The following is a 25,674-nucleotide window of genomic DNA, read 5'->3' on the forward strand; positions in this document are numbered from 1 at the left end:
GAGTATAATCAACGGTTAATCGATTGAAAAACACCAAAATCGACCATTTTGTTCGTTTAAAAGAATGTTTCCGCCATATTACAAAGTCTTACACAGTCTTGCTCATCTTTTTAAAATTTTTTTAAATTTCTTGGGATTATGATGCGAAAAAGTAAATGCATATCCATTGATAATTTGGTAATAATAAACAAAGAAAGGGTGACAGCATGATGATCAAACAATGTATGATTTGTCTTTCTCTTCTCGTTTTCGGCACCGCTGCCGCTCACGCAGAAGAAGCACCGCTTGTGACCGCCCGCCACATGTCCAAATGGGAAGAGCTTGCTGTAAAAGAAGCAAAAAAAAGGTACCCGCTCGCACAGGTACTGTTCAAACAAAAAGTATGGGACCGCAAAAGAAAAGATGAAGCCGTGAAGCAATATCATTTAACCCTGAGAGAAGGATCAAAGGAATTTGGCGTATTTGTGACAATTTCATTCGATCCCTATAGCCAAAAGGTCAATAAAATTGCCATATTAGAAGAATATCAATAAGGTCCTCCCTTTTCGAAGGACCTTATTCATTGTATTTGCGATTATTTTTTCCGCTTCATCCACAGCCTGAAACCATAGGGTAAAATACCGAACCAATGCTGTGAAGCGGGTGTTTTTGTTTCTTTCCGAACCTCTTTTCGTTCTTTTCGCTCATCTCTCGGAGTATCTATATATTTGACAAATTGCTGAGTCATATATTTGACATAATCATTCGTTTTCACGTGATCACCTCATCATTCAATTATTATGAAGTGTTGGCTCACTTGACTTTTTTTATACCCTTTTCTCTGCTTTATTCTGTCCAGCTCAGCAGTTTTTTCTGTTTTTGATCAAACACGACCTGTGCAGTTCTTTCTATTCCAGACTCCGTCCTTGCTTGTAAGCTGATTTCTTTTTGCTCTTTTATCGACGTATCGTGAATGCGATAAGAAACCTGCCCATATGCAAACTGCTGTGAACCCTTTTGTCCTTTCCTCTGCTCAAGAACATGCCGAATAGACAGAAGCGCGCCATTTTGAAGCAAATTCTCACCTGTGTAAAACTCTTTTGTTTCCTTTTCAAACAAGCAGCGTGAAACATATTGAGCAGCAGTAAAATTCACAATCAGCAGCACAAGCGCGGACACAAAAAGAACAGCTGGATAAATAAACCCTTTCGTGCGGTACATTTATCCTCCTCCTAAATATGGATAAACCGGAAAAGCGGTTTGATACACTTTTTCGTTCTCACTCTTCATTTTCAGAAAAACTACACCATTTTCAAAATTAGCCCTCATGTCTGTCATATGATCTAAAATCGGAACATGCCCTTTGCCATCTACCCTTTTTCTTATCATTGAATGATAGGTTTCAAAACGGATGTCTTGCCCGGAAAGATTGGTGCAGATCAGTACGCTCCCATGCTCGGCAGTCTTAACTGCTTGTGACTGCTTGCACTCATTCATCATCTGTTCAACCGAAATCATCCATTCTTGCTGTGTGAAACCGTCATGTTCCTGCTGACGTGACAAAAACAGCTGAAAGATCATAGCTAACGATCCTGATATGAGCAAAAAGACGGAAAGCGAAAATAATACATTAAGAAGCGTATAGCCAGTCTGTCCGCAGTATGCTGAGGCAAAATGGTTGTTCTTTATAAACTGCTGCTGAGATGCATGCGTTTCGATATTCCCCCTCCTCCTCCCACTTCAGCGCATAGCTAATATGGTTGTTTGTAACTGTTTTTGAAGCAGGTTCGTCCCCAGTCATCATATATTTGCTTATGCTTTCATTCATCATCTGGTAGCCGATTTCTCGTGATTCTGCCATATTTTCATCAGCTAATAATTTGTCCCACATGGGAATGACCGACAACAGCAGAAACAGCCATAGGCTTAACGCAGACATTGTTTCTATTGTTGAAAAACCATTATTTTCTCTCCACATTGACTCTCCCGCTCCCTAAATAAACTGTTATGTCATAGACAGCATGTCCTTTTATTCTTATTTTTCCGCCTGTATTCGGATGCCCTTTCTCATTAAATTCCAAGCGGTCTTTTAATGTCTGCGGTTCTATAGAAAGTCCCAATGCGTACGGCCGTTCAATTACCGTATCACCCATGACTAATTGATAATTGTTTCTCTGAAAGAGAATTTTTGTTCTTTGATGACTGGACATCGCAGTCTGCTGCGCAAGCATAATGTCATTTTTCAGCTGCCATGCCGTCTGGCGAACAGAAGTATTTCCATAAACAGGAGGAAGTGTGGTAAACACGGCAATCAGGAGGATAGAGGCGAGGCTTAACACAAGCAAGCTCTCTAAAAGGGTAAATCCCTTCTCCTCATTTAATTTAATGTTCAACCTTAACTTCTCCGCCACTGATGATAATTCGCTTCCCATTTGGACAAACTGCGTCCTTTTTCACATAACCCTCTGACTGCAAATCAGCTAGGCTCGGTGTTTGCCCTTCATGATCGAGCTCAAATGCGGTCATTTGTGCCTTAATCATGTTTTGCAGGCCTTCACAGCCTTTTTTCTGAATGGATTGATTATGTTTTGTAACGTTCGGTATCGTAATTAAAAGCAAGATCGAGATAATAAAGAGCACAATCAACATTTCAACAAGTGTAAATCCTTTTTCATTCATCAGCCTCTTCCTTTCACATTTGATTCATCATCTGATACATAGGCAAAAGCATAGATAAATACACAATTAAGATCATCGCTGCAACAAATCCATAAATCATAGGCTGAAGGATGCCTGTCCATTTTTGCGCTTTGTGCTCGAGCCGCTGCAATATGAACTGGCTGTATGTGAAAAGTTCCCGATCAAGGCGGCCGCTCAGCTGTCCGTGAGATATGACTTTTGAAAAATCAGTTTCATAAAAAGGACTTTCACAAATAGCATCTTCAATTGATTCACCAGCTTTCAGCCGTTCAATCACTTGTTCAGCCTCACAGCGGTAGAAAGGGAGGAACGTTTGGTGTTTAAATGCGTTAAGGCTGTCATAAATGGAGAGACCTGATTTTAAAAGGCTGCTTAGCTGTAAAGAAAAAAAGTAGCTGTTAAACAGCCTGACAAGACTTCCAATCAAAGGGATCCTGACACAAATAAGCATTTGCCGGTCAGGTGATTTTTTCTTAAATACAAGCCAATAATAAAGCCCGCTACCTGCAGCAAAAAGAGCCAGCAACATAATTACAAGATCAAAATGCTGAAAAAAAGCAAAAAGCATGTCAGTTGAACGTGAGGTTTCCATATTCATCGATTGATAAATACCGGAAAACTGAGGAATGATGACCGACTGTAGCATATAAAACATGACAGCTACAGTGAAAATAAGGAAAAGCGGATATCTCAGCACTCTTTTCAGCTGGTCCGCCTGTGCAATTTTTCGCTCCAGCAGCTCTCCGCTCTGGATCATAGAAGCAGGCAGTTCACCATGTGATTCTGCAAAATAACAAATACCCACGGCTTCCTTATGAAATGACAAACTCTTTAATACTTGATAAAACGGAGCCCCTTCCCTCAAACGTGTGACCGCGTCAGCCAAGTCATCAACCTGCCTTTTATTCATCTGGAGTTCCATCAGGCGCAATCCATCAAGAAGCGTATAACCGCCCGACGTCATTTCACCAAGTCGCTTTAATAACTGTGCTTGATCCTTTAGCGGCCAGGTTTTTCTAATCTGTTTCATGATAAACCCACCGGTCGTAGTTGTTTGTCGTCAAGTAGCCAAGCGCAATTCCTTTTCTGATAATTTGACGCAGCGTTTGATATTGGTAATTTGCATGATTTCCTTTTGCCTCCTGAATGCATTGCTGAAGATTTTTTCCGTAAAGGAGCTCATAAACGCTTGCTCTTCTGGTATTCCGTGACTGGCGGCAATACACCGATGAACAACCGTTTTCACAAAACGGGCAAGCCAAATCAACCAAACGCTGAGCAGCTATTGCAATGAGAGTCTGTTCGATTTCATTCATATTGATGCCGAATTCAAGCAGCCTGTAAATCGCACCCTTCGCATCTCTCGTATGAAGGCTCGTCAGCACCAGATGCCCCGTCATCGCTGCCCGCACAGCAATTTTCGCGGTTTCCGCGTCTCTGATTTCACCTAAAATAATCATATCCGGGTCATGGCGCAAAATAGCCTTCAGCCCCGCGGAATATGTCACACCGGCTTTTTCATTCACCTGCACTTGTAGAACATCCTCGTCCCGTGTCTCAACAGGGTCCTCCAGTGTGACAATATTTCGATTAAAGTGTTTTTTTGCATATTGAACGAGAGAATATAATGTGGTGGTCTTCCCTGAACCAGTCGGTCCGGTAAAAATGAGCATGCCATGGGAATGTTTTAAAAATGAGAGTAAGGTGGCTCCTGTCTTCGGAAATAATGACAGTCTATCTATCGAAGGGATATTGTATTGAGGCATCACTCTGATCACGAGGCTTTCTTCATTAATTGTGGGAAGCGTTGACATTCTTAAATGAACATTTCCCTCTTCAAGTTTTAACGTAAGCGAACCACTTTGCGGCTTTCGTCTTTCCCCTATATCCATCGCTGAGAGAAATTTAAAATGGGAAATCAGTCTTACACACTCTTCTTTTTTCATGTTTCTTTTTTTCAACAAAGCATGATCAACCCGAAAATGAATGATGGCGTCACGCTCCCTCGGCACAATGTGAATATCAGAAGCCTTTGTTATATATGCCTCTTCAATCAAGGTTCTGCTTATCTTTTCTATTGAATCCAATTTGATTCCCTCTCCTTTCAATGCGTATTGTAGAGAAAGAAGGAGCGGCAATCAAACTGGGAAAAAGTGATTTTCTGAAGGTGTTATATGATGAAAAATAAATTCCTGCTGGAAGAAAAGAGATTTTCAGCTGAATTACATCCTTGATATCATTGTTTTTCTCAATAAAAAACAGGCATGATGATCATCATGCCTGCTTCACTCCATCATTCATTATGCTGTTTTAGAAATTTCACTTAATGCTTCTCCGGCTTTTTGATCAGTATCTTTCTTAACGGAAAGATCGCCTAATGCAACAATACCTGCAATTCGTTCGTTTTCAAGAATCGGTAAACGGCGGATTTGGTGCTCTGCCATAAGCTGCCCCGCTTCTTCAGCAGACATATCAGGATGGCCGGATACGATGTCAGGGCTCATGATGTCACTTGCTTGTGCATCCATCTGATTTTCAGCTAAGCATCTCGTCACAATATCCCGGTCAGAAACAATCCCTTGAAGTGTCCCATTTTCACAGATTGGAATAGAACCGACATTGGAGTCTCTCATCTTTTTCGCTAGTTCCGTGATTGAAGCGGTTGGTTCACAGCATTCTACATTTTTCGTCATGATGTCTCTTATTTTCATTTCCATTCCTCCTTTACCGTGTTCTATTTATTCTTTATCCGCTGCACAAAAAATCAAACATTCTACAGCATCCGTTTCTTTCGAGATTTCTTTTTATCCTTCCGTTCCTGCAGCATATCTCCCGTCCAGCCTTTCTTCTTCAAATATAGGTAGATTAGGACCGTAGACGTGATAATCAATAAGAGAGAAAAGAGATATCCGTATTTCCAATTCAGCTCAGGCATCACTGAAAAGTTCATGCCCCAGAGGGCACCCAGTGCTGTAATCGGCGTAAAAAGCGTTGTGAAAATGGTCAGCGCTTTTACAATTTCGTTTCCCCTGTGAGAGGTAATGACTTCCTCTGAATGCAGCAGATTGTTAAGCTCCCCTTCAAATTCACTGATGTATGTAAACCCCCTGTCGATTTTCAGACGGGCTCGCTGATAGTCCTTATTCCCTTCATTTTGCGGCAAAAAGGTTTCTTTCAACGCCATTTCAATTTTTTTTGCGCTGAGGATTAAGTTTTTCCAGATCATCAGCTCATGGCGCAGAAGATGAACACGGTTTAAAATGCTTTTGCTATTGTCGTCTTTGATTTGCCATCTAAGCTTTCTCAGCTTTACTTCAAATTCATCAACACCGATTAGGTACGCATTCATTAACTCGCCGAGAAGAATCAAAAATCCCTCTATGGCATTGTCGGCTCGCTCCATTTGCTGAACAACTTGTTTTCCCTTAATCCCTTTCAAAATCGAAAAATCAAAGTTAATGGTAAAAAAATATTGTCTGGTAATATAAAAGTGAAAAACAGTATGGTCTTTTTCCTCACCAAGTCCCTGATCATATACAATCGAGCCAAATACCGCTTCATTATCCGTTTCAGTTGTATCTACGCGCAAAAAATTAATATGATGGTTATTTTCAAACCACTTTTCACATTGAGGCCAATGAGAAAAATGGATCAGATCTCTTGCCTTATTTCTTTCCTGAGGCCCCATTTGGTACCAAAACCAATCCTTTCCCGTATGTGCCTTCATATGTCAAGCTCCTCCAAACTTTTGTTCTTTTATTCTTTAATTGCCCAAGAAAGGCATCGCTAAACCAGTCAGCCGCTTTAACGCATGTTTTATGTCTATTTTCCGGTGGTATGGAATGTAGAAAGACATCGGAAAAGGGAGGTGCATGCCTTCCTTGGAGAAGGCAGTTGTTTTGGAATTTGTCAATTTACTAGCAGTCGCTATTCTCATTTTGTTAACAGGATTTTTTGTCGCCGTAGAATTTTCAATCGTAAAAGTGCGGCGATCCAGAATTGATCAGCTTGTTGCAAAAGGAAAGAAAGGCGCTAAAGCCGCAAAGCATGTCATCACTCACCTTGATGAATATTTATCAGCCTGCCAGCTGGGCATCACAGTCGCAGCTTTAGGACTGGGCTGGCTTGGGGAACCGACTGTGCAAACCCTGCTTCGGCCGCTTTTTCATAAAGCAGGCTTAAATGAGTCGCTTACCCACCTTCTGTCACTTGTTATCGCCTTTTTAGCGGTGACGTATTTAAATGTCGTCATCGGGGAGCTCGCGCCAAAGAGCTTCGCCATTCAAAAAGCAGAAACCATTACCTTGATGTTAGCCAAACCGCTTATTTGGTTTTATAAAATCATGTTTCCATTCATTTGGCTGCTGAACCACTCTGCCCGGTTGATTACAGGGGCGTTTGGACTGAAGCCGGCATCAGAGCATGAGCTGGCGTATACGGAGGAAGAGCTGCGGGTTCTTTTGGCTGAAAGCTATAAAAGCGGTGAAATCAGAAAAAGCGAATTGAAATATATGAATAATATCTTCACGTTTGATAAACGAATGGCAAAGGAAATCATGGTGCCGCGAAATGAAATGGTCAGTTTGTCACTTGATGAAGATTCCGTTCCTAATCTGCAGGAAACAGTGAAGCAAACAAAATATACACGGTACCCAGTGGTCAGAGAGGATAAAGATAACGTCATCGGCGTAATCAATATGAAAGAAGTGCTGTTTTCAATGCTGACGAAAGATTTTTCACTCGATAAACAGCAAATCGAACCTTTCATTCAGCCCGTTATCCATGTTATCGAAACGATTCCTATTTATAAATTACTGCTGAAAATGCAAAAGGAACGCACTCATATGGCCATCCTCATTGATGAATATGGCGGGACTTCCGGTTTGGTCACTGTCGAGGATATTGTCGAAGAAATTGTAGGAGAAATCCGCGATGAATTTGATGCGGATGAAGTCCCTCATATTCGCGAGCTCGGAAAGGATCACTATTTATTAAATGCAAAATTATTAATCAGCGATGTAAACAACCTGCTCGGAACAGATTTATCAGACGCAGAAGTGGATACCTTGGGCGGATGGTTTCTGACACAAAATATAGATGCTGAGCCTGAAAGTGTCATTAACTATGACGGCTACTCTTTTAAGGTAAAAGATATTGACAGCCATCACATTTTATTTATAGAAGTAAAAAAAGCTGAATAGCCTGTGAGAGGCTGTTCAGCTTTTTTATTTTTAGGATGAATATGGCAACGCCATCAACATTCTTCTATCTTAAATCCTCTATTAGCCAGAGCTTTAGCGAGGCTTTGCTCGGTTTTCACATTCGAAAAATCCAGGCCAAGCTTCACCACAGTTTGGGCAATTTCTGGCCTGATTCCTGAAATAATCGTCTCAATGCCGAGCAGCTTGGTGCTGTCAATCACTTTAAAAATTTGATAGGCCACCATTGTATCAACGATGGGTACGCCCGAAATATCTAAAAATAAATACGATAGCTTTAACGCTGAGCACTGTTGCAGCACCGATTCCAAAATCGTCCTCGCTCTGTACGTATCAATTTCACCGACAAGCGGAAGAATTCCTATTCCATCAGAAATCGGCATGATCGGTGCGCTCAATTCATTAATCATCTCTTTTTGCGCGTTTAATTGGATCATGGTGACCTGGTGATATTCTTCAGTAAACACCTCGATGATCTCATCAATGGTTTGGTTCAAGATCCGGCTCCACTCATATATATCCCGAATGCTGATTTCTTGAGGAGAAGCTTCGCTGAATTTCTGAATCCATTCAAACATGATCTGCCTGAAAGCGTTAAATTGGCCGACGCTTTCTGTTACAGTCACTTCATGAACGGCACGGTCTCTGGCGCATTGAAGAGACCATCGATTAAGCTCATCCTTTACGTCTTCTGCTTTCCTAAGGGATTTCGCCACGATGGTCACTAATGCTTCGTGCTGGTCTTTTAACTTTTGTTCTAATTTTTGCTGATCTTTAGCGGAATGCAGCCAGCTTCCTTTTGACGTGCAAGTTTCCAGCCATTGTTTGATAATATCTTTTTTGTGCTCTGTTACATGCTGATCAAGAGCTATCATCTTAATGAGCTACCTCCTGTTTTTTGAAAATATATGTTTCATATGTATAACGCGTCTGCCTCTACACATACTATGTTTACATTCAATGGGCTATAGCCAAGCGGTAAGGCAATGGACTTTGACTCCGTGATCGTTGGTTCGAATCCAGCTAGCCCAGTTTCTGAACAGGTGAAAAACCGAAGATAAGCTGATTCGTATAAATCAGCGGATCTTCGGTTTTTCATCATGCAGATTGATGGACCGTTTTCTTCTTCGATAACTTCAACAGTTCGCCCGGATTATAGCCAATCACCAGCTTTTTGCTGTCCACAAGAATCGGACGCCGCAAAAGCTTCGGCTTCTCGATTAAAAGCTCCAGCACCTCATTTACCGTCATCTCTTCGATGTTTAGATTTAAATTTTTGAAGGTCTGGCTTCTTGTCGCTAAAATTTCATCAATTCCTTCTGTCGTTAACGATAAAATGTACTTTAATTCCTCTACTGTCGGGGTTTCTCTGAATAAGTGCCGTTCGTTAAATTCAATTTGATGCGCTTTTAGCCAATGTTTTGTTTTTCGGCATGACGTGCAGCTTGGATATGAGTAAAAAATGATTTGTTCCATTCGTTTATTTCCTCCTCAGTTAACCATCTCTTTGTAGAATAACTACCCGCATCAATTTTCATTTAAACCATTTACAGAACTTTTTTTCGGATTATTTTTAAAAAATCACTCATATAATAGAAAACGCAATTAAAGGTTGAAATTCCATTTGTGTATTAATAATGAAAATGTTTACATTTCTAGGTGTGATCTATTATAATAACAGTCAGAGGGACTCTCGGGAGGGGATAAAAATGAATCGCATGTTCCGGGTGTTAGGATTTTGGACGGGAATTTTTGCAGTCATGTTTTATTTGGGTGATATGAAAGATGCTTCCCTTTTATTTTTTGGACAGACGATCTTATTCGTATTTCTATCGTATTTGAATTTAACTGAACGCATGTATATTTATATTTTTGGCGCTTATCTAACGATTTTCTTCGCCGGCTTTACATATTACTCGATTTTTATTATGACGCCCGGCGGCGGAGGCCATTAAATGCAAAAAGAGACAAACCTTATCGGTTTGTCTCTTTTTTACAATGAAAACCCATTTAAAAAAGGATTTTGATTCTGCTCTGTCTGCACGTCTGTTTCAGGGCCATGGCCGCTTAACACCAGCGTGTGCTCCGGCAGCGTAAGCAATTTTTCATGAATGGACGTCAGCAGCGTTTCTTGATCGCCGCCAATTAAATCTGTACGCCCGATGCCGCCTTGAAACAGGACATCTCCTGAGATCACCAAGTCTGCATCCTTCACGTAGTAGGAAACACTGCCTGGCGAATGTCCCGGCGTAAATAATGTTTCCAAATGAAACGGCCCGATATTCAGCTCACCGTCTCCTTCAATCAGATGATCTGCAGGCTTAGCTTTGACTTTTATCCCCCGCAGCATACCGGAGCCGTTTAAAGAGGCATCCGTAAGCCAATTTTTTTCATTCTGATGCAGGTAAACAGGGATATCCCATTTTTCTCTCACTTCGTCTAAAGCCCCAATATGGTCAAAATGGGCATGTGTAAGCAAAATGGCTAAAGGCGTGAGCCCTTTTTCTTTTATGTATTGATTGATTTTATTTCCTTCGCCGCCCGGATCAAAAATCAGGCATTGATCATCACTGATGAGAAAATACGCGTTCGCTTGAATCGGCCCTACTGGCATTCTTCTCCATTTCACTTTTATCCCCTCTTTCTTTTTTATCCTCCTATTATGAGGGTTTTTGAAAAAAGATTCAATCAATCGCAATGAAAACGCTATCGACAAACCTATAAAAAACAGGTAGAATAAAAATGGAAAGAATTGCAGGTTTTTCAATGTAAAAGGGGGCTGCGTAATGCTACTTGTCGTGATTTTCGGCCTTGTCGCTCTTTTCGCTTTATGGGGAGTCTTGCGTTCTGTTAAAAATAGAAATATACTTGGTTTTTTATTAGCTGGAGCCACCTTATTTGTCTTTGGCTGGTTTACCGTAATGACCGTGATAAACAGCGGCTATCCAACCGCACATTAAAACCTGTATCCGATCGGATACAGGTTTATTTTTATTGCTGCAAATGTTTATTGACACTTTCTATTTTGCTTTCAAGCGTCGTTTTTTTGTCACGTCTGTCATCAATGCGGATGTTTGTCGCCACTCTGTGTAGCCCTTTTTGAAACGGCGCTTCGTGAATGGCCTGAATGACAGTGAAAAGATCACTGAGTTCTCCCTCGATCAGCGTGTTCATCGGTGTCAGCTGATATTTGATTTTCCCTTCAGCTTTATACCCTTCTAAAATCTTTTGCACATCGGCCACATAAGCACTTACACTTGGTGTTTCCGTACCGATTGGGATAATGGTTACATCTGCGATAGCCATCGTTATTCCATCTCCTTTTGATCAATGATGAGCTGCTTCGTTTCATGTGATTTCAATAAAATGATCTGCTCAAAATGAAAGCCGTATAACGCATATTTCCCGTTCGGAGATATTTGAATCGGCTCCATTCTCGGCAAAGAGAAAAGATCTTTTGCCTTTCCCGTTGCCACATTCACAGTTGCGAGCTTATATGCATCGCCGCTTTCCTTAAACGTATAAAACAGGCCTTCTGCTTCATCATAGTCATACTCCATCGGGGCCAAACTTGTATATTTCGTTTGGAGCGGCCATTCCGCTTTAGCTGGCGATTTTGTTTGCGGCGTATTAAACTGATACGTCCCTTTTTCTCCGGAAGCTGCTTTGACAGTAAAATTCATTTGATGGAAAGAATCATAATAGAGAACATCATCCTCAAGCTTCTGTTCCGCTTTGGACGCTGTATCGAACGAATATAAAGGTCCTGACTTATCGTCTCTTCCCTCTTTTACATAATCAAATGTGGTTTTGGATGTCCAATGAATAAATGGCACCTGTACCGGACTTAAGAAAGACTCGTCTTTTTTAGCATCCACCTGATATGTATGGAAATCCCAGTTTTCAGAGAATACCGTGACCATTATTTGATAAGGATCATATTGATTCCAAGCAGCCTCCAGTTCATACGTTTCGTAATCTTTTTGGTAAAGCGGCTCTCCTTTTGCATTAAGCAAAACCACCGCTGTCTTATGGCTGTGCGTGATTTGCAGCAGGATCATCTGCTTTCTCGGATTGATTTGAACATCAACGATTTGACCATCTGTTTGATAGAGCTTTTTCGCTTTACCGGTAAAGATGCGATAAGCATAAAGCTCCGTTTTCGTTGGATCAGACGCGGTATATAAAATGGTGCTGTCATTAAGCCATCCTTCCGCTCCGTCCGCTTTTTCCGCGGAAAGCGGTATGAAGTCTTTCTCCTCATCTTTTGCCGCCGATGCCTGTTGTTGCTGCTGATGAGATGGTTCGCATGCCGATAAACTAAACAGCAACGCCGACAGCAGAATGAAACAAACTGATCTCATCAGCATTCCCCTCCGATCATCATCTTTATTGTCTCATATTTGCTTCGGCAGAAAAAAGAAAAAGTTTCAGTTACTCATGAAAAAATAACGCCCTCCACAAAATGCCGTTTGTCGCGTGATAAATATGTGAAAACTGCTGAAACGGCAAAGGATTTTGGCCTTTTCCAAGTTCCACCGTATACCCTTCTTTAAAATAATGGTGAATAAACCAATCGCGAAATCCCGCATAGCTGTCTATATCCCTTATTCCTTTATAAATGTTCCCGCTTACCTTCTCAAAATCCTTTACGACAGCAGCAGATTCTTCAGGCTCAAGGCCTTTATAGCCCCAATAAATTTCTTCTCCCTGAGTATGGAGAGCCAGCATTCTGTCAGGCGGATTCTCCGTTATCAGCCGGTACATCGCAATGGATTCCGGCTCCGTAAGCGGCGAGGTTCCCGGAAAATCACGATAGCTGGGCACTGTTGGTTTGCGGTATTTTTCTATTTCCCATAGCGACGGAAATTGTTTATTTAAATCAACCCCGTTTATATTCGCTTTCCATTCATTAAAATTCGGGCGATGGTCATTTAACCTTTCGAGCTCATCTTTCCTGGCTCCCATGCCTTCTGTTCCGTTCAAGACAAGATCAACGCCATCCGGATTAACAAGCGGCACGAGAGACAAGGATGTGCTGCTGAACAGCTTCATGGGAGAAAAGCCGAAAAAAGACGAGCTGCAGCATAATGACATACAATATTCCTTAAACCATTTCAGCAGGACAGACGTTGTGATCCACTCATTCGCATGAAATGAGGCGTTCATATGGACCTTTTTTGCGGCATGCTCCCCGCCAGTCTTCAGCTCCCAGGTTGGCCTGCCGAGTACTGAACGGCCGATTTCCCGGCATGAGACAAACGGAAACACATCAATGATTTTTTTGATTTCCTTTTGAACAGCTGAATGATCATAGATTTTTTCTTGCTCCACCCAGTTATCAGAAAGGTCCAGCTGCCGGGGCTGTAAAAAGCTCTTTATGTCCTGAATGGTTTGAAACTCCTTGTCGTTATGCTCTTCTATAACGTAACCGGGACAATACAATTGATGTCTCTCGGCAAAGCGATTTGCAATTCTAAGCAATTCCTCGTCTATCTTCAGCTCTCTCGCCACTCTGGCCAAATTGTGCTTGATCTCAGGTTTCACCGTAATAAACGCCATCATCATCCCCCTTTTTTGTTACTATATGACAGCGTATTAAAAAAAAGAAAGCCTCCCGCTCAGTTTGATGCGGGAGACATTGTGTTTACGATGCCTCATCAAGCATTTGTTTTTCTTTTCGTTTTGACGAATGATCCAGCCTTTTCTGATCATAAAAGCGTAACAAATCTCCATAAATGATTTCATCAGAAAGTGATAGCTCCTGTTTCGCTTTATCAGCAAATGCTTCACATTGTTTTGCCTCTTTTAGCGGCTGTCCGGTATCTTTGTCATAACAAGCACCGTCTGTGTATACAACCTGATCTGTGATAAAGCTCCCGTCCCGGAGCACCGTAAAGTCCAGTTTTTCATTTGAAAGCAGATCGTTACCAAATTGAATGTGATCTTTCGTATCAATCCCTAAAAGGTTCAACAGCGTCGGCCTGATATCAATCTGCCCGCCTACTTTTTCAATGGTTTGCGGTTTTTTATCGGTAATACCGGGAATATGAATGACAAGCGGCACTTTCTGGAGCTGAACTTCTTCAAATGGCGTAATCTCTTTCCCTAAAAACTGCCCCATCGATTCATTGTGGTTTTCCGATATCCCATAATGATCACCGTATAATACGATGATAGAGTTGTCGTATAACCCGTCTTCCTTCAGCTTTTCGATAAATCGTTTCAGCGCCTCATCCTGATAGCGCACTGTCGGGAAATATTTATTTAGCGTTTGGCTGCTTGAATCATATTCATCAATCAATTGATCCTCTTCATCAAGATCAAACGGGAAGTGGTTCGTCAGTGTAATCAGCCGCGAGTAAAACGGCTGAGGCAGATTTTTCATCAGCTCTGAAGACTGCTCAAAAAATTCTTTATCCTTAAGCCCCCAGCCGACTGAATTTTTGTCGGTTACGTCATATGAATTAATATCAAAAAACGAATCATATCCAAATGAGTCATACATTAAGTCACGATTCCAAAAGCTTTTATTATTAGCATGAAGCACCGCTGAATAATAACCGTTGTTTTTCAAAATCTCAGGTGCGGCCATGTATTGGTTGCCCGCGTTTGTAAAAAATACGGCACCTCGTCCAAGCGGATACAGTGAATTGTCCACGATAAATTCAGAATCCGATGTTTTCCCCTGGCCGGTTTGGTGGTAAACATTGTTGAAGTTATAGCTCTGTTTAATAAAATCATTCAGAAAAGGCGTGATCTCTTCTCCATTCACCTTTTCATTGATCACAAAGCTTTGCGTCGACTCTAAGGATACGAGAATGACGTTTCTTCCTTTTGCAGCGCCGAACAAGCTTTTGTTGGCGTCTTTCGCATTAGCGGTTACGTAGTTTTCAATTTCTGTAAGGCTGTTGCTGTCAGCCAATGCCCTTTGTGCGGACTGCTTTGACTGAAGAACACCGTCGTAAATATGAAAATTAAACAGGCTGATGTTTTTAACAAGCATCTCCCTGTCAAATGAGCGTGTCAATAGCTGAGGTCTTTCCGCTTCGGACAGGCCTAAATTGAAGAAATAAACAGAAGCAACAAACAGAAAATATGCCGCCCTTTCATTTTTCGTGGAGGGAATGTCCGATTGAAAAGCTTTTTGCCGGATGTGAAGCCATATTAAAACCGCAATATCTACAGCCAATAGGAGGTCTGTCGGCTCAAGAAGTGTTCCGATGCTGCTTCCGAGATCACCCATATTGCTCGTTTGAAAAAGAACAGGGATCGTTAAGAAATCATTGTAAAAACGGTAAAAAACCATATTAGCCAGCAATACAAACGTAACAAGACAGCTCATCGCGATAATGTAGCGATTTCTGTTTTTGCCTTTTAAAAACAGGCCGAAGCCAAAGATGAGCAGCAAAAAGCTCAATGGGTTGATAAACAGAATAAATTCCTGCGTTAGATTGTCGATTTTAATATGAAAACTGGTTTTGTAAACAGCATACGTTTTTAGCCACATCAATAAAATGGCAATCAGCATAAATGAAATCTTCGAAAAAAACGTTTTTCGCATTTCAACCTCCTATGCAGCACGCTCAAAAAATCAGTCTATTCCCAACATTCTCAATAACATATCAAATTAAATCTTAACCTGAACATAACAAAAAATCAATTTCATTTACACAATTTTAACAATTTTGCTGTTTCAGCCACTCGTTTTTAGCGATCCAAGCGCCTCCGATAACGCCGGCATCATTTCCAAGTGCTGCGATTGAAATATCAGCCGCTTCGGCTGCCCGCGGAAACGCGCATTTGCGGAATGTTTTCTCGACTTTTGATCTCAGCAGTTCTCCGGCTCTCGAAACGCCGCCGCCAAGAACGATTTTTGACGGATTAAGCGAGCTTGCCAAATTCCCAAGTACCAAACCAAGGTGCTTGGCTACATAATCAACCACTTCAAGGGCTATTTCGTCATTTTGACCCGCCGCTTCAAATACATCCCGCGCTGACAAGTGTTCAGTTGCTTGTAAACATGTCGTCTGCTTAGCATTTGCTAGTTTCTCTTTTGCAATTCTTACAATTCCGGTTGCCGACGCAATCGTTTCGATACAGCCCGTTTTGCCGCAGTTGCAAGGCGCCCCGCCTTCAGGAATGCTGCAAATATGGCCGATTTCTCCGCCGGCGCCATTTATGCCATGCACAATTTCACCATTTACGATAATGCCGCCGCCAACTCCTGTGCCAAGCGTCACAAGAATGACGTCTTTCGCGCCGTCACCCGCTCCCTTCCACATTTCTCCGAGCGCAGCAATATTCGCGTCGTTTTCGATAACAGCCGGAATGCCGGTTTCTGTCTCCAGATGGTTCTTTAAAGCATAGTTTTTCCACCCCAGATTTACCGTTTCATAAACGACTCCAGCCGCCATATCTACAGGTCCTGGCGCGCCCATTCCGATGTATTTGATGATATGCTTCGGTTTTTGCAGCTCATCCAGCTTGCTGTCGATTGTTTTTGCGATTGTAACGGTAATGGTGTCGCCGGTTTTATCAGTCGGCACTTCCCACTTATGCTGAATTTCACCATATTGATTAATAAAAGCGAGTTTAATCGTCGTTCCACCAAGATCAATGCCCGCAAACCATATCTCGTCCATTTTTATCACCTTAGCCTTTACATAAATCTCTTCCGGTTTTTTGTTTGTTCCAATTCTTTTCGAAGGACAGCTGCCGCTTTGGCCCACTGCTCCTTCTCAATCATGTGGTTCATGTATAATTCCTTTAATTCATCCAGCATAAACTCAATTTCAAGCTCTCTGTCACCAAAGTAAACTATGTGTCCAAACTTTTTTAACAGCTGCTGCACATCATATAATGTATTCATTTTCCTCACCATTCTTGATCTTACTTATCATAAGCGTATTCATCTGGAGACGCCAGTCAAGAAGTAAACGCTGACAAAAAAGCCAGCCTCTCTTTTTGCATGTTCCATTCCTTATGATTCTTTATTGTTTTCAATTTGCTGCTGGAGCTCTTTGTAGCTCTGCTCCTTCGGCTTCAGTTTTAGAGCCGACTTGATGGCCTTTTCTGCTTGACCAAGCTCATTTTTTTCGGTATACAGCAAGGCTAAATAGTAATATGAGGCATGGTCTTTAGGTTCTTTTTTCACCGCTCTTTCCAAAAGGGAAGCCGCCTGTTCATATTCGCCGATTTGAATGTCAGAAACAGCCAGGATTTTCAAAAGCTCGGCTGAGGCATTTTTTTGCTCTGCTTCTCCGTTCAGCAATTCCGTTACTTCTTCATACTTTCCTTCTTGATACAGCTTGTTTGCCTGCTGAATCAGCGCTGACTCCTGATGGGAAGGCGAATGCAATCCGTAATATAAAAATCCAGCCGCCAAAGCAATCAGCAAAACCGCTGACAACACTCTTTTTCCTAAGGCTCCGGCTTTAGGCAGTCCCAATGCGGCAGCTGTGAAAAAGCCGCCAATTAAGCCGCCGATATGTCCCGAATTATCAATATTCGACACTGCAAAACCAAAGCCCAGATTAATGATAATAATGACAATAATATTGGTTCCAATGGTTTTTAAGAACATTTTCCGGTTTGACAAAGCTACATAAAGCAATGCGCCTAGACATCCGAATATGGCTCCTGAAGCGCCTGCAGAAGGATATGGGCTGAACACAAAGCTTGCGATCGAACCCGTCATGCCAGCCGCCAAATAAATCAGCAGAAATCTGCCCGATCCGTACATCCGCTCAACCGCCGTACCGACCGACCATAAAGCCAGCGTGTTAAACGCCAAATGCGCAATGCCGATGTGAAGCACAATCGGAGTCAGAAGCCGCCACCATTCTCCTGCTGCAATGAGGCTGTTTTCTTTTGCTCCAAAGGCGACCAGCGTCTCCGTATTTGTGCTGCCCCCGTTTCGTTCAAGCAAGAAAAACATTAAGACCTGAAGCGCGATGAATACATATGTAAAGATCGGTTTTCCGTTTTGAAAAACAGCCGCTTCTTTTTTTCTCTGTTCTTCTTGTCTCAGCACGAGCGAAAGGAAGCGTTCTCTCGCCATTTGCGCGTCTTCAAACGAATCGCGGTCTTCTGTACATTCTTCTGCACGAAATGATGGGAATACAGCTTGAAGGTCAGCACGGAGCATCGTTCCCCTCACGATCGCCGGTTCAACTGACACAGGTCCCTTCTCAAAAGGCTTTTCGGCGATCTCTTCCCAGTCATCTACAGGGGCATCAGCTGAAAAAAATACATTCAGCAGCTTCAGCTGACGTTTGCCCAGCGACGTTCTGATTCGTTCTACTCGTTCAGCCTGCTCTTCTATGTCTCTTACCATTTCTTGCCGAAAATCAATATCGTGTTTATAAAGGCGAACCAGGTCATGAGAAGACTTGTCAGGTGCTTCCAGCCATATTTCATCTGACTCAACTGCTTGTATGACGTCATACCCGCTATTCACTAGGTGCGCTGCAATTTTCCAATATGTATAGTCCAGTAAATACATGTTTACCGCTCCAATGGTTTTTTTTCATTATAACAGCTGGCGCTAAAGAACGCCTACTGAAAGCAAAAAATCCCGTTTTTGACGGGATTTTAGAAAGCTTGCTGTATAAACTTATTGCGGATAAACGGAATTCTTAAAAAGAAATGGATAAAAGACCGCCTGATTCCCGGCTGGCTGAGTACGGTATTCATAAGACGGTAGCGATTTTGATAAAACATGACGGCAGAAACAGCGAAAATGGCATATATCAAAAGTTTTTTCATCATATCCCTCCTGCCAATAGGGTTTGTCATTCTTTCTTATTTATTCTTGAATAATGAGCAGGAGTTATGAAAAACAAGACATGATTCGATCCTCTGTTATCAGCTTATGTACCGGGATGTCATGCGGCTGACGGGGAACGTGTGCAAATAGCTGGCACTCCAAAAGCAATGAGGCTGTCTTCCCTTTATAATCGCTTAAATAACGGTCATAATATCCGCCGCCAAAGCCGATCCTAAACCCGTCAGTATCAAAGCAAACACCCGGAACGATCATCAAGTCAATTTGTGATGGTTTCACTTCTTTTGTTTTTTCAATCATCGGCTCAAGAAGTCCAGCGTATACAGTTTCTAGCTGTTCAGCCGTCTGATATGTGCGAAATTGCATGTTCTTCGTTTTCGGGTCGCATTTTGGAATGCAAACTTGTTTCCCTTCTTCCCATGCCTGTTCAATGACGGGACGCGTCGGTATTTCCAGTCCTCTGGAGATGGTGACAGCAATGGTCCTGGCATTTTGCCACTCTGGCAGAGAAAACAAATGCCTATACATCCGTGCTGTTTTTTGAAGAAGTTCTTCACTTGATACAGCTGATAGTGCTTCCATTGTCTTTTTTCTTAATTGTGATTTCATCTCTCATCCCCCTTGGAATAGAAAAAAAGCCAGAACCTTTTTCAAAGCTCTGGCTTTTCCCACACCTTAAACAGCTAGGCTGTTATTTTGTTTCACGGTGTAACGTAGATTTTTTATCACGTGGGCAATATTTTTTAAATTCAACGCGGTCTGGATTGTTGCGTTTGTTCTTTTTAGAAATATAGTTACGCTCACCACATTCAGTGCAAGCCAAAGTAATATTAACGCGCATTATTTTCCCTCCAAACTAAAATCATTTACTTATTCAGACTTATATATAATACCACTATAATGGACGGAATGCTAGGCTGTTTTTCAATGAATTGTTGAATTATTGATGATACGCTTATAAAGCTGCAAATATGATTCCGTAATGAGCCGAGGATTGTGAAGTTTGATTACTTGTTGTCTGCCGGATTCCTTTATCCGATGAGCCTTTTCCCGGTCTTTTAATAACCTGTCCAGCAGATCAGCCGCTTCCTGTGCGCGCGTAAAATCAACGGTGACTGCCGTTTTCTCATGAACAGCATAGTCACAAAAACCGCCCGACTGAGAAACGGCAGTCAGCACACCCTGTTCCATGCTTTCTTGCGCGGCAAGGCCAAACGGCTCATAACAACTAGGGAAAACAGCCATTTCACACTGAGACAGAAACGCTCTGATATCCCGTCTGTGCAAAAACGGCAGGAAAATGACACGTTCCTTCAGGTTCAATGACGCGGCTAATTTCTCATAGGAGGACAGAGAGGGCCCTTCCCCAGCCAGCACTAAATGAAGGTCAGGCTGACGCTGTCTCAAGATGGCAAACACCTTTAACAGCTGGGAAAACCCTTTTTCCGGAACAAATCTTCCAAAGGAAAATAGGAACCTTCTATTCATGCTCCTTGGAATTTCCCCCTTTTTTTCCTCCATAGATACAGGGCTCGGGATAATGGTTACTTTTTTACGTGCCGCCTGATCAAGAGCTTGTTTCATAAATGTGCTTAATACGATCAGTTCATCAGCGGATTCTATAAGGAGCCGTTCAGTCTGCTGTCTGTATGGATGCAGCGCTTCTTTGCACGCCTTCTTCCTTTCGCTTTCAAGACCGTGGATTGTCGCAGCAAGCGGAAGGCCAAGCCGTTCTTTCAAATAATGAGCGGCAGGAGCTGTCATGTCGTCATGGGCATGAATCAGATCGAAACGCTCATTGCAGGATAACACATGCTGAACCATTGTAAAGTTAGCATCAGCTATGAAATCTTCAAACTGCGCATATGAAAACAGCCGCCCGCTTGGAGTAAAAAGAGTTATGCTGATATGCGGGTTTAAATAAGAAATAAGACGGTTTAAATGGACACCGAGCCCGCTTTTCGGCTCATGTGGATGTTCAAATGCAAGCATGAGGATGTTCACCGTTCTTTTTCTCCTCTCCCATAACAGGTGTAGGCAGAAAACTGCTTCTCCCATCTGGTGTTTGCGCCCTCATTCTGAAAACTGTTTATATCACTAACCCCATTTTCAGCAAGATAGATGTCCTCTGTAGCAGTGAGGCTGAGAGAGACATTCATTGAATTTACAATTTTGTATTCAGCCCGGTATACAGCATCACCAGCCGCCTGTCTAATCGTCCATTCTCCTTTATGGTGCATAGTGCGTTTTGTCCTGACAGCTTCAATGCCTTTTCTTTTGATGACAATGCGCAATTCTTTTATCATATCCTGCGGTTTTTCGAAAAGCATGGCTTCGGCCAGCCGCATTGTTTCTTCTGAAATTTCCCAGCGTACGGTCAAGGTGTGAGCGTTTTGAATGATTATGTCGAATGTGTCCCTAAAAAAAGAAAGCCTATGTCGTATATTATAGAGAAATGGGCGTTTATCCATGGACTTCTAACATTCTCCTTTCCTATCGTTCACTCGGTGCTCCTATTAAACCATTACATAGAGAGGAAGCAAAGAAAGATTTCTCGACAAAATCTCGTTTTTTTCGCGAATTCCTTTAGAATCCATTGGTTTTATGGTATAAAAAAGAAGGATAAAAAAAGAATAGAAGGTGATGAAACGTGGAAATTGCTATTATTGCGTTGTTTATCGTCAGTATAGCGCTAATTGCATTCTCATATTCTCAAAGAGATCCGATGAAAGATGTAGAACAGGAGCTCGAAACACTGCAGCTTTCTGCGATGCAGGAAATTTACAAGCTCAAAAAGAAAATGACAGTGCTTGAGGAAGAATTATTGGAAACAAACCTTGTCATCCGCAAATCAAAGCATAGCGATATCAATCAAAAGATCGCTAAACAGATCCTTTCTAAATATAATAACGGCATGTCCGCTGAAGCGATTGCTAAAGCTGAGCATGTATCAGTGGAAGACGTAAATACGATTATCAAAGATAACGAGAAGGTGCTCGTATGACAAAACGGGGCATTCAAGCATTTGCCGGCGGCATCATTTTAGCAACAGCCGTCCTTGCAGCTGTTTTTTATTTGACAGACGAAGATCAGGCCGCTGCTGTAAAAGAAAATAAAACAGTAACCGAACAAGACGTGAACAATTATCTTGATTCTAAAAAAATGGTTTCTGTGAACCGTGAGGAATATCAAAAGCTTCTCGATTCAAAAGAGAAATCCTTGACCAATGACAGCAGCTCAGACACGAAAACAGACAAAGTAAAAACGTACAAGCTCAAAATTAAAGACGGCATGAGCACTGCAGATGTATCAGCAATTCTTGAAAAAGAAGGCATCATCTCCTCGGCCCAAGACTTTAATGACTATGTCATTGATGCCGGCTATCACAAAGAAATCCGCGCCGGCGAGTTTAAAGTGAAATCAGACATGAGTTTCAAAAAGATCGTAAAAACGTTAACACGATAAAAAAACAGGCTGACTGTCAGCCTGTTTTTTTTACCCAAACTTTCCTGTGATGTAATCGAGAGTTCTTTGATCCTGCGGGTTAGAGAACATTTTATTGGTATTGTCGCATTCAACAAGCTCTCCCATATAGAAAAAGGCGGTTTGATCAGAAACCCTTGCTGCCTGCTGCATGTTATGCGTGACGATGACAATGGTATATTTATTTTTCAGCTCAAGAATGAGCTCTTCAATTTTTCTCGTTGAGATTGGGTCTAATGCAGATGTCGGTTCATCCATCAGCAAAATATCAGGATTTGTCGCAAGCGCTCTGGCGATACAAAGACGCTGCTGCTGGCCCCCTGATAGTGAAAGAGCGGATGAATGCAAACGATCCTTCACCTCATCCCATAACGCCACGTCTTTTAATGACTTTTCCACAATATCTTGAAGCTTCTTTTTATTTTTAGTGCCGTGGACTCTCGGTCCGTAAGCGACATTATCAAAGATAGACTGTGGAAACGGATTCCCTTTTTGGAATACCATGCCGATATTTTTTCGTAAATCCACGATATCCACTTTATCCTTTAAAATATTGCTGCTATTATAGTTCAGCTCGCCTGCAAGCTTTACATTCGGCGTCATTTGAATCATTAAATTCAATGTTTTAATGAAGGTCGATTTCCCGCATCCTGATGGCCCGATAATCGCCGTGACCTCGTTTTCATAAATGCTCAGATTGATATTTTTTAAAGCATGGTGCTGTCCATACCATAAGTTCATTCCGTTGACTTGATAGACTTCCTGTTTCATTACAGCTTCGGTAGCAATACTCATTGCCGCCCTCCTATCCGAATTTCCCGTTAATATAATCCTCTGTCTTTTGCTGTTTCGGACTGGTGAAAATCTGTTCAGTCTGTCCGTATTCTACAAGCTCTCCGTTTAAAAAGAATGCAGTCCGGTCAGAAACCCGCAGAGCCTGCTGCATATTGTGCGTGACAATAATAATCGAGTATTCGCTTTTCAATTCTGTCATTAATTCTTCTATTTTTGCATTTGAAATCGGATCTAGTGCTGAAGCTGGTTCATCCAGCAGAAGAACAGCCGGCTTCATCGCAAGCGTTCTCGCGATGCATAAACGCTGCTGCTGCCCCCCTGATAATGAGAGTGCAGATGAATGCAAACGATCCTTCACCTCATCCCAGAGCGCTGCTTTTGTTAAGCTTTCTTCCACAATCTCATCTAAAACGGCTTTCTTCCGCTCTCCGGCATATTTCAAAGCATGTGTGATATTCGCATAGATTGATTTCGGAAAAGGATTCGGTTTTTGAAAAACCATTCCGATTTCTCTTCTTAAGCTGACAACGTTAATATTTCCACCCAGTATATTTAATCCTTCATAAAGGATTTCACCTTCAGCCCTTGCAGAAGGAATTAAGTCATTCATTCGGTTAATGTTTCTTAAAAAAGTAGACTTTCCGCATCCTGACGGCCCAATCAAAGCGGTCACCGCGTTTTTTTCAATATCCATATTCACGTGGTGAACCGCTTGTTTATTTCCGTAAAAAATAGACAGATCTCTCACTTCGATTACGTGACGCTGCTGCGGAACGAAAACAGCACGTTCAGGCTTTTCTTTTACCATTTGTTCAGACATGTTTTTCGCCTCTTTCCGTTCTAATTTGCCGTAAGCTTTTTGTAGATCATCGTGCCAAGCCATCTCGCTAAGAGATTAAACACAAGAACAGAAATCACCAGCACCGCAGAGCCTCCGTTGGCAATCGCTTCGGCATCCGGAATCATTCCTTGCGTATTTACGTTCCAAATGTGTACCGCAAGTGTTTCAGCGGGTCTGAAAATGTTAAGCGGCGATGTTTCAGAAAACGGGTTCCACTCTGTAAAATTAAGACGAGGCGTTGTCAGACCGGCTGTAAATAATAATGCCGCCGCTTCCCCGAACACCCTTCCTGACGCTAAAATGGCTCCTGTGATGATAGAAGGGATCGCACTTGGAATTAAAACCGTTTTTACGGTATGCCAGCGTGATACACCTAAAGCGAGAGAAGCTTCCTTCAGGTCTTTAGGGACTGAACGGATCGCGTCTTCTGTGACACGCACCATGACAGGAAGGTTAAAAACAGTTAAAGCAAGCGCTCCGCCTATGATCGTATATCCCCAGCCTGTTAGGTTGACAAACATCAATAATCCAAACATCCCAATGACAATAGATGGAAGAGATGATAGCACCTCTATACATGTTCTGATGAAATCAGTCACTTTGTTATTAGGCGCGTACTCAGCCATGAACACTCCACCGCCCACACCGAGCGGGATTGTAATCAGCATTGTAATAAACAAAATATAAAAGGAGTTGAACAGCTGGTCGCGTATTCCTCCTCCAGCTGCAATGGCGCTCGATTTTGTCGTAATAAAATCAAAGCTGAGCTGAGAAACACCGTTTATAATAATATAGGAAAACAAGCCTACCAGAATTGCAGCGATGATGGCTGCACACAGACCAAACATTCCAGTCGCCAGTTTATCTGTTATTTTGCGGTTCATTACACTTTCCTCCTAGATGACAAGTAGCGAATAAGCAAGATGAACAAGAATGACATGACCAGAAGCACAAGCCCCATTGACCACAGCGTATTGTTTTCAACGCTGCCGTATGTCGTGTGGCCCATATTCAGCGTGATGATCGTTGTCAGTGTTCCGGCGGTGTCAAACAGGCTTTCCGGCAACACTCTTGTATTACCAATGACCATCTGAACAGCCAATGCTTCACCAAACGCCCGTGCCATACCAAGCACAACAGCCGTCATTAATGTTGGAAAAGCTGCAGGCACAAGTACTTTTCTGATCGTCTGCCATCTTGTCGCACCTAACGCGTAAGAACCTTCTCTTAAACTCTTTGGAAGGGAAGCCATCGCATCAGCAGAGATCGATGTAATGGTCGGAAGAATCATGACGGAAAGGACAATCGTTCCCGCCAATAAACTGTGCCCTGTTCCGCTCGATTTGAACTGGGCGATAAACGGCACCAATACTGTAAGACCTATGAATCCATAAACAACAGATGGAATGCCGACTAAAAGCTCAATTACCGGCTGCAGCACTTTCTTTCCCCAATTCGGCGCAATTTCTGTCATAAAAATCGCACCTGCAATGCCAAGCGGCGCAGCAATGAGAGCAGAAAGAATTGTTACTGCAAATGATCCAAAAATAAATGGCAGAACTCCGTATTTCGGATCAGTATCTGTAGGGTTCCAATTTAGGCTCGTTAAGAATTCAATTGGGCTTACACCATTTACAAGAAAAGATTGCAGCCCCTTAACGCCAAGGAAAATGGTGATGGCAACAGATGCCGCAATCATAATAAGCGCACAAGCTGTCACAATCATTCTTCCTCGAACTTCATCCAATTGCCGATTTTGCCTTGAGCTGATTAAACGTTCGCTCACAGACATATTTTCTCTATTGTTTATCATTGATTTTACACTCCTATGAATGTGTTAAGAGGAGAAACGGTTGTCCCCGCACTCC

The 25,674-nt window shown here is 42.2% G+C and carries 34 protein-coding genes, 1 tRNA gene and 1 pseudogene; 7 read left to right on the forward strand and 29 right to left on the reverse strand.

The annotated features are described in order from the left end of the window. Positions 1 to 206: 206 nt before the first annotated feature. A complete protein-coding gene (locus EFK13_RS12530) occupies positions 207 to 533 on the forward strand; it encodes a YqzG/YhdC family protein (RefSeq protein WP_129505180.1) in 327 nt (108 codons plus the stop codon). Positions 534 to 574: 41 nt separating this feature from the next. Here EFK13_RS12530 and EFK13_RS12535 read toward each other — a convergent pair whose 3' ends face one another. From EFK13_RS12535 to corA, 10 genes are all read right to left on the reverse strand, one after another. Then, positions 575 to 754: a YqzE family protein gene (locus tag EFK13_RS12535; protein WP_129505179.1), complete on the reverse strand. Its 180-nt coding sequence runs from the start codon at positions 752 to 754 to the stop codon at positions 575 to 577. Between the two features lie 71 nt (positions 755 to 825). Continuing rightward, positions 826 to 1,200: a competence type IV pilus minor pilin ComGG gene (comGG, locus tag EFK13_RS12540; protein WP_129505178.1), complete on the reverse strand. Its 375-nt coding sequence runs from the start codon at positions 1,198 to 1,200 to the stop codon at positions 826 to 828. After that, the gene (comGF, locus tag EFK13_RS12545; protein ID WP_129505177.1) at positions 1,201 to 1,584 is read right to left on the reverse strand and encodes a competence type IV pilus minor pilin ComGF; all 384 of its coding nucleotides are present in this window, start codon (positions 1,582 to 1,584) and stop codon (positions 1,201 to 1,203) included. 25 nt (positions 1,585 to 1,609) lie between these two features. After that, the gene (gene comGE, locus EFK13_RS12550; protein ID WP_129505176.1) at positions 1,610 to 1,957 is read right to left on the reverse strand and encodes a competence type IV pilus minor pilin ComGE; all 348 of its coding nucleotides are present in this window, start codon (positions 1,955 to 1,957) and stop codon (positions 1,610 to 1,612) included. Beyond that, positions 1,941 to 2,372 (reverse strand): competence type IV pilus minor pilin ComGD, encoded by a 432-nt coding sequence (gene comGD / locus EFK13_RS12555; RefSeq protein ID WP_129505175.1) that lies wholly within the window; start codon positions 2,370 to 2,372, stop codon positions 1,941 to 1,943. Before comGD ends, comGE begins: the two co-directional genes overlap by 17 nt. Beyond that, positions 2,362 to 2,658 (reverse strand): comG operon protein ComGC, encoded by a 297-nt coding sequence (gene comGC, locus EFK13_RS12560; protein ID WP_129505174.1) that lies wholly within the window; start codon positions 2,656 to 2,658, stop codon positions 2,362 to 2,364. The genes comGD and comGC overlap by 11 nt, the downstream gene beginning before the upstream one ends. 13 nt (positions 2,659 to 2,671) lie before the next feature. Continuing rightward, positions 2,672 to 3,709 carry a competence type IV pilus assembly protein ComGB gene (comGB, locus tag EFK13_RS12565; protein ID WP_129505173.1) on the reverse strand — a complete coding sequence of 346 codons (1,038 nt, stop codon included), beginning with the start codon at positions 3,707 to 3,709 and terminating at the stop codon, positions 2,672 to 2,674. Next, complete coding sequence (gene comGA, locus EFK13_RS12570) at positions 3,696 to 4,766, reverse strand: competence protein ComGA (RefSeq protein ID WP_129505172.1); 1,071 nt, start codon at positions 4,764 to 4,766, stop codon at positions 3,696 to 3,698. Before comGA ends, comGB begins: the two co-directional genes overlap by 14 nt. A 213-nt stretch (positions 4,767 to 4,979) precedes the next feature. Further along, entirely contained in the window at positions 4,980 to 5,390 is a 411-nt protein-coding gene (locus EFK13_RS12575) for a CBS domain-containing protein (RefSeq protein WP_129505171.1), read from the reverse strand. 62 nt (positions 5,391 to 5,452) lie between these two features. Further along, positions 5,453 to 6,406 (reverse strand): magnesium transporter CorA, encoded by a 954-nt coding sequence (corA, locus tag EFK13_RS12580; protein WP_129505170.1) that lies wholly within the window; start codon positions 6,404 to 6,406, stop codon positions 5,453 to 5,455. Between the two features lie 145 nt (positions 6,407 to 6,551). On the opposite strand from corA, the gene EFK13_RS12585 reads away from it, so the two are divergent. Then, positions 6,552 to 7,880, forward strand: coding sequence for a hemolysin family protein (locus EFK13_RS12585; protein ID WP_129505169.1), 1,329 nt, complete (start codon positions 6,552 to 6,554; stop codon positions 7,878 to 7,880). A gap of 53 nt (positions 7,881 to 7,933) precedes the next feature. Here the strand turns inward: EFK13_RS12585 and EFK13_RS12590 are convergent, their stop codons facing one another. Next, complete coding sequence (locus tag EFK13_RS12590; protein ID WP_129505168.1) at positions 7,934 to 8,773, reverse strand: STAS domain-containing protein; 840 nt, start codon at positions 8,771 to 8,773, stop codon at positions 7,934 to 7,936. 86 nt (positions 8,774 to 8,859) lie between these two features. On the opposite strand from EFK13_RS12590, the gene EFK13_RS12595 reads away from it, so the two are divergent. Next, positions 8,860 to 8,930 (forward strand) — tRNA-Gln (locus tag EFK13_RS12595). A gap of 66 nt (positions 8,931 to 8,996) precedes the next feature. Here EFK13_RS12595 and mgsR read toward each other — a convergent pair. Further along, positions 8,997 to 9,374, reverse strand: a complete 378-nt coding sequence (gene mgsR, locus EFK13_RS12600; RefSeq protein ID WP_129505167.1) for a transcriptional regulator MgsR — start codon at positions 9,372 to 9,374, stop codon at positions 8,997 to 8,999. A 233-nt stretch (positions 9,375 to 9,607) separates the two neighbouring features. On the opposite strand from mgsR, the gene EFK13_RS12605 reads away from it, so the two are divergent. Then, positions 9,608 to 9,853, forward strand: a complete 246-nt coding sequence (locus EFK13_RS12605; protein ID WP_064814210.1) for a DUF2626 domain-containing protein — start codon at positions 9,608 to 9,610, stop codon at positions 9,851 to 9,853. Positions 9,854 to 9,891: 38 nt separating this feature from the next. Here EFK13_RS12605 and EFK13_RS12610 read toward each other — a convergent pair whose 3' ends face one another. Then, the gene (locus EFK13_RS12610; RefSeq protein WP_129505166.1) at positions 9,892 to 10,527 is read right to left on the reverse strand and encodes an MBL fold metallo-hydrolase; all 636 of its coding nucleotides are present in this window, start codon (positions 10,525 to 10,527) and stop codon (positions 9,892 to 9,894) included. A 157-nt stretch (positions 10,528 to 10,684) separates the two neighbouring features. On the opposite strand from EFK13_RS12610, the gene EFK13_RS12615 reads away from it, so the two are divergent. Beyond that, a complete protein-coding gene (locus tag EFK13_RS12615; protein WP_014114408.1) occupies positions 10,685 to 10,858 on the forward strand; it encodes a DUF2759 domain-containing protein in 174 nt (57 codons plus the stop codon). Positions 10,859 to 10,889: 31 nt separating this feature from the next. Here the strand turns inward: EFK13_RS12615 and EFK13_RS12620 are convergent, their stop codons facing one another. The 12 genes and pseudogenes from EFK13_RS12620 to EFK13_RS12675 form a co-directional block, all read right to left on the reverse strand. Next, complete coding sequence (locus EFK13_RS12620) at positions 10,890 to 11,204, reverse strand: MTH1187 family thiamine-binding protein (protein ID WP_010334936.1); 315 nt, start codon at positions 11,202 to 11,204, stop codon at positions 10,890 to 10,892. Between the two features lie 2 nt (positions 11,205 to 11,206). Continuing rightward, on the reverse strand, positions 11,207 to 12,262 hold the full coding sequence (locus EFK13_RS12625) for a YqgU-like beta propeller domain-containing protein (protein ID WP_455577878.1): 1,056 nt from the start codon (positions 12,260 to 12,262) through the stop codon (positions 11,207 to 11,209). Between the two features lie 70 nt (positions 12,263 to 12,332). Next, positions 12,333 to 13,463: a M14 family metallopeptidase gene (locus EFK13_RS12630; protein WP_129505297.1), complete on the reverse strand. Its 1,131-nt coding sequence runs from the start codon at positions 13,461 to 13,463 to the stop codon at positions 12,333 to 12,335. An 82-nt stretch (positions 13,464 to 13,545) separates the two neighbouring features. Then, on the reverse strand, positions 13,546 to 15,462 hold the full coding sequence (locus EFK13_RS12635; protein ID WP_129505164.1) for an LTA synthase family protein: 1,917 nt from the start codon (positions 15,460 to 15,462) through the stop codon (positions 13,546 to 13,548). 115 nt (positions 15,463 to 15,577) lie between these two features. Continuing rightward, positions 15,578 to 16,543: a glucose kinase GlcK gene (glcK, locus tag EFK13_RS12640; protein WP_129505163.1), complete on the reverse strand. Its 966-nt coding sequence runs from the start codon at positions 16,541 to 16,543 to the stop codon at positions 15,578 to 15,580. A 10-nt stretch (positions 16,544 to 16,553) separates the two neighbouring features. After that, positions 16,554 to 16,770: pseudogene (locus EFK13_RS12645) on the reverse strand (YqgQ family protein). 111 nt (positions 16,771 to 16,881) lie between these two features. Further along, positions 16,882 to 18,405, reverse strand: a complete 1,524-nt coding sequence (gene yqgP / locus EFK13_RS12650; protein WP_129505161.1) for a rhomboid protease YqgP — start codon at positions 18,403 to 18,405, stop codon at positions 16,882 to 16,884. Between the two features lie 89 nt (positions 18,406 to 18,494). Continuing rightward, positions 18,495 to 18,668 (reverse strand): hypothetical protein, encoded by a 174-nt coding sequence (locus EFK13_RS12655; protein ID WP_064814219.1) that lies wholly within the window; start codon positions 18,666 to 18,668, stop codon positions 18,495 to 18,497. Positions 18,669 to 18,732: 64 nt separating this feature from the next. Further along, positions 18,733 to 19,296, reverse strand: a complete 564-nt coding sequence (locus tag EFK13_RS12660; protein ID WP_129505160.1) for a 5-formyltetrahydrofolate cyclo-ligase — start codon at positions 19,294 to 19,296, stop codon at positions 18,733 to 18,735. Between the two features lie 82 nt (positions 19,297 to 19,378). Beyond that, positions 19,379 to 19,528 carry a 50S ribosomal protein L33 gene (gene rpmG / locus EFK13_RS12665; protein WP_003153056.1) on the reverse strand — a complete coding sequence of 50 codons (150 nt, stop codon included), beginning with the start codon at positions 19,526 to 19,528 and terminating at the stop codon, positions 19,379 to 19,381. Between the two features lie 83 nt (positions 19,529 to 19,611). Then, positions 19,612 to 20,691 carry a glycosyltransferase family 4 protein gene (locus EFK13_RS12670; protein ID WP_129505159.1) on the reverse strand — a complete coding sequence of 360 codons (1,080 nt, stop codon included), beginning with the start codon at positions 20,689 to 20,691 and terminating at the stop codon, positions 19,612 to 19,614. Beyond that, a complete protein-coding gene (locus EFK13_RS12675; RefSeq protein WP_129505158.1) occupies positions 20,688 to 21,158 on the reverse strand; it encodes a hypothetical protein in 471 nt (156 codons plus the stop codon). The genes EFK13_RS12670 and EFK13_RS12675 overlap by 4 nt, the downstream gene beginning before the upstream one ends. Before the next feature lie 179 nt (positions 21,159 to 21,337). Here EFK13_RS12675 and EFK13_RS12680 point away from each other — a divergent pair, with 179 nt between their 5' ends. Both EFK13_RS12680 and EFK13_RS12685 read left to right on the forward strand, forming a co-directional pair. Next, the gene (locus EFK13_RS12680; protein WP_003226272.1) at positions 21,338 to 21,691 is read left to right on the forward strand and encodes a hypothetical protein; all 354 of its coding nucleotides are present in this window, start codon (positions 21,338 to 21,340) and stop codon (positions 21,689 to 21,691) included. Then, positions 21,688 to 22,152 carry an endolytic transglycosylase MltG gene (locus EFK13_RS12685; protein ID WP_129505157.1) on the forward strand — a complete coding sequence of 155 codons (465 nt, stop codon included), beginning with the start codon at positions 21,688 to 21,690 and terminating at the stop codon, positions 22,150 to 22,152. The genes EFK13_RS12680 and EFK13_RS12685 overlap by 4 nt, the downstream gene beginning before the upstream one ends. Positions 22,153 to 22,182: 30 nt before the next feature. On the opposite strand, the gene pstB (EFK13_RS12690) is transcribed toward EFK13_RS12685, so the two are convergent. The 4 genes from pstB (EFK13_RS12690) to pstC are packed head-to-tail and all read right to left on the reverse strand — an operon-like array spanning position 22,183 to position 25,619. Then, a complete protein-coding gene (gene pstB / locus EFK13_RS12690; RefSeq protein ID WP_129505156.1) occupies positions 22,183 to 22,965 on the reverse strand; it encodes a phosphate ABC transporter ATP-binding protein PstB in 783 nt (260 codons plus the stop codon). Positions 22,966 to 22,975: 10 nt separating this feature from the next. Further along, the gene (gene pstB, locus EFK13_RS12695; RefSeq protein WP_129505155.1) at positions 22,976 to 23,785 is read right to left on the reverse strand and encodes a phosphate ABC transporter ATP-binding protein PstB; all 810 of its coding nucleotides are present in this window, start codon (positions 23,783 to 23,785) and stop codon (positions 22,976 to 22,978) included. 20 nt (positions 23,786 to 23,805) lie between these two features. Then, positions 23,806 to 24,690: a phosphate ABC transporter permease PstA gene (gene pstA / locus EFK13_RS12700; protein WP_129505154.1), complete on the reverse strand. Its 885-nt coding sequence runs from the start codon at positions 24,688 to 24,690 to the stop codon at positions 23,806 to 23,808. After that, positions 24,690 to 25,619: a phosphate ABC transporter permease subunit PstC gene (gene pstC, locus EFK13_RS12705; protein ID WP_015714268.1), complete on the reverse strand. Its 930-nt coding sequence runs from the start codon at positions 25,617 to 25,619 to the stop codon at positions 24,690 to 24,692. The genes pstA and pstC overlap by 1 nt, the downstream gene beginning before the upstream one ends. Between the last annotated feature and the right edge of the window lie 55 nt (positions 25,620 to 25,674).

Origin of the sequence: Bacillus cabrialesii, from assembly GCF_004124315.2 — a bacterium.
Classification (GTDB): domain Bacteria; phylum Bacillota; class Bacilli; order Bacillales; family Bacillaceae; genus Bacillus; species Bacillus cabrialesii.

What these genes read in the sequence shown, in the direction of transcription:
- comGC (WP_129505174.1), bottom strand. Translation starts at nt 2,658, where the DNA reads ATGAATGAAAAAGGATTTACACTTGTTGAAATGTTGATTGTGCTCTTT.
- EFK13_RS12675 (WP_129505158.1), bottom strand. Translation starts at nt 21,158, where the DNA reads ATGGATAAACGCCCATTTCTCTATAATATACGACATAGGCTTTCTTTT.
- comGE (WP_129505176.1), bottom strand. Translation starts at nt 1,957, where the DNA reads ATGTGGAGAGAAAATAATGGTTTTTCAACAATAGAAACAATGTCTGCG.
- EFK13_RS12655 (WP_064814219.1), bottom strand. Translation starts at nt 18,668, where the DNA reads ATGAAAAAACTTTTGATATATGCCATTTTCGCTGTTTCTGCCGTCATG.
- comGB (WP_129505173.1), bottom strand. Translation starts at nt 3,709, where the DNA reads ATGAAACAGATTAGAAAAACCTGGCCGCTAAAGGATCAAGCACAGTTA.
- pstB (WP_129505156.1), bottom strand. Translation starts at nt 22,965, where the DNA reads ATGAGTATTGCTACCGAAGCTGTAATGAAACAGGAAGTCTATCAAGTC.
- yqgP (WP_129505161.1), bottom strand. Translation starts at nt 18,405, where the DNA reads ATGTATTTACTGGACTATACATATTGGAAAATTGCAGCGCACCTAGTG.
- EFK13_RS12590 (WP_129505168.1), bottom strand. Translation starts at nt 8,773, where the DNA reads ATGATAGCTCTTGATCAGCATGTAACAGAGCACAAAAAAGATATTATC.
- corA (WP_129505170.1), bottom strand. Translation starts at nt 6,406, where the DNA reads ATGAAGGCACATACGGGAAAGGATTGGTTTTGGTACCAAATGGGGCCT.
- pstC (WP_015714268.1), bottom strand. Translation starts at nt 25,619, where the DNA reads ATGATAAACAATAGAGAAAATATGTCTGTGAGCGAACGTTTAATCAGC.
- glcK (WP_129505163.1), bottom strand. Translation starts at nt 16,543, where the DNA reads ATGGACGAGATATGGTTTGCGGGCATTGATCTTGGTGGAACGACGATT.
- EFK13_RS12585 (WP_129505169.1), top strand. Translation starts at nt 6,552, where the DNA reads ATGCCTTCCTTGGAGAAGGCAGTTGTTTTGGAATTTGTCAATTTACTA.
- pstA (WP_129505154.1), bottom strand. Translation starts at nt 24,690, where the DNA reads ATGAACCGCAAAATAACAGATAAACTGGCGACTGGAATGTTTGGTCTG.
- EFK13_RS12635 (WP_129505164.1), bottom strand. Translation starts at nt 15,462, where the DNA reads ATGCGAAAAACGTTTTTTTCGAAGATTTCATTTATGCTGATTGCCATT.
- EFK13_RS12625 (WP_455577878.1), bottom strand. Translation starts at nt 12,262, where the DNA reads ATGAGATCAGTTTGTTTCATTCTGCTGTCGGCGTTGCTGTTTAGTTTA.
- mgsR (WP_129505167.1), bottom strand. Translation starts at nt 9,374, where the DNA reads ATGGAACAAATCATTTTTTACTCATATCCAAGCTGCACGTCATGCCGA.
- EFK13_RS12660 (WP_129505160.1), bottom strand. Translation starts at nt 19,296, where the DNA reads ATGAAATCACAATTAAGAAAAAAGACAATGGAAGCACTATCAGCTGTA.
- EFK13_RS12615 (WP_014114408.1), top strand. Translation starts at nt 10,685, where the DNA reads ATGCTACTTGTCGTGATTTTCGGCCTTGTCGCTCTTTTCGCTTTATGG.
- EFK13_RS12685 (WP_129505157.1), top strand. Translation starts at nt 21,688, where the DNA reads ATGACAAAACGGGGCATTCAAGCATTTGCCGGCGGCATCATTTTAGCA.
- EFK13_RS12530 (WP_129505180.1), top strand. Translation starts at nt 207, where the DNA reads ATGATGATCAAACAATGTATGATTTGTCTTTCTCTTCTCGTTTTCGGC.
- pstB (WP_129505155.1), bottom strand. Translation starts at nt 23,785, where the DNA reads ATGTCTGAACAAATGGTAAAAGAAAAGCCTGAACGTGCTGTTTTCGTT.
- rpmG (WP_003153056.1), bottom strand. Translation starts at nt 19,528, where the DNA reads ATGCGCGTTAATATTACTTTGGCTTGCACTGAATGTGGTGAGCGTAAC.
- EFK13_RS12605 (WP_064814210.1), top strand. Translation starts at nt 9,608, where the DNA reads ATGAATCGCATGTTCCGGGTGTTAGGATTTTGGACGGGAATTTTTGCA.
- EFK13_RS12575 (WP_129505171.1), bottom strand. Translation starts at nt 5,390, where the DNA reads ATGAAAATAAGAGACATCATGACGAAAAATGTAGAATGCTGTGAACCA.
- EFK13_RS12620 (WP_010334936.1), bottom strand. Translation starts at nt 11,204, where the DNA reads ATGGCTATCGCAGATGTAACCATTATCCCAATCGGTACGGAAACACCA.
- EFK13_RS12630 (WP_129505297.1), bottom strand. Translation starts at nt 13,463, where the DNA reads ATGATGGCGTTTATTACGGTGAAACCTGAGATCAAGCACAATTTGGCC.
- comGG (WP_129505178.1), bottom strand. Translation starts at nt 1,200, where the DNA reads ATGTACCGCACGAAAGGGTTTATTTATCCAGCTGTTCTTTTTGTGTCC.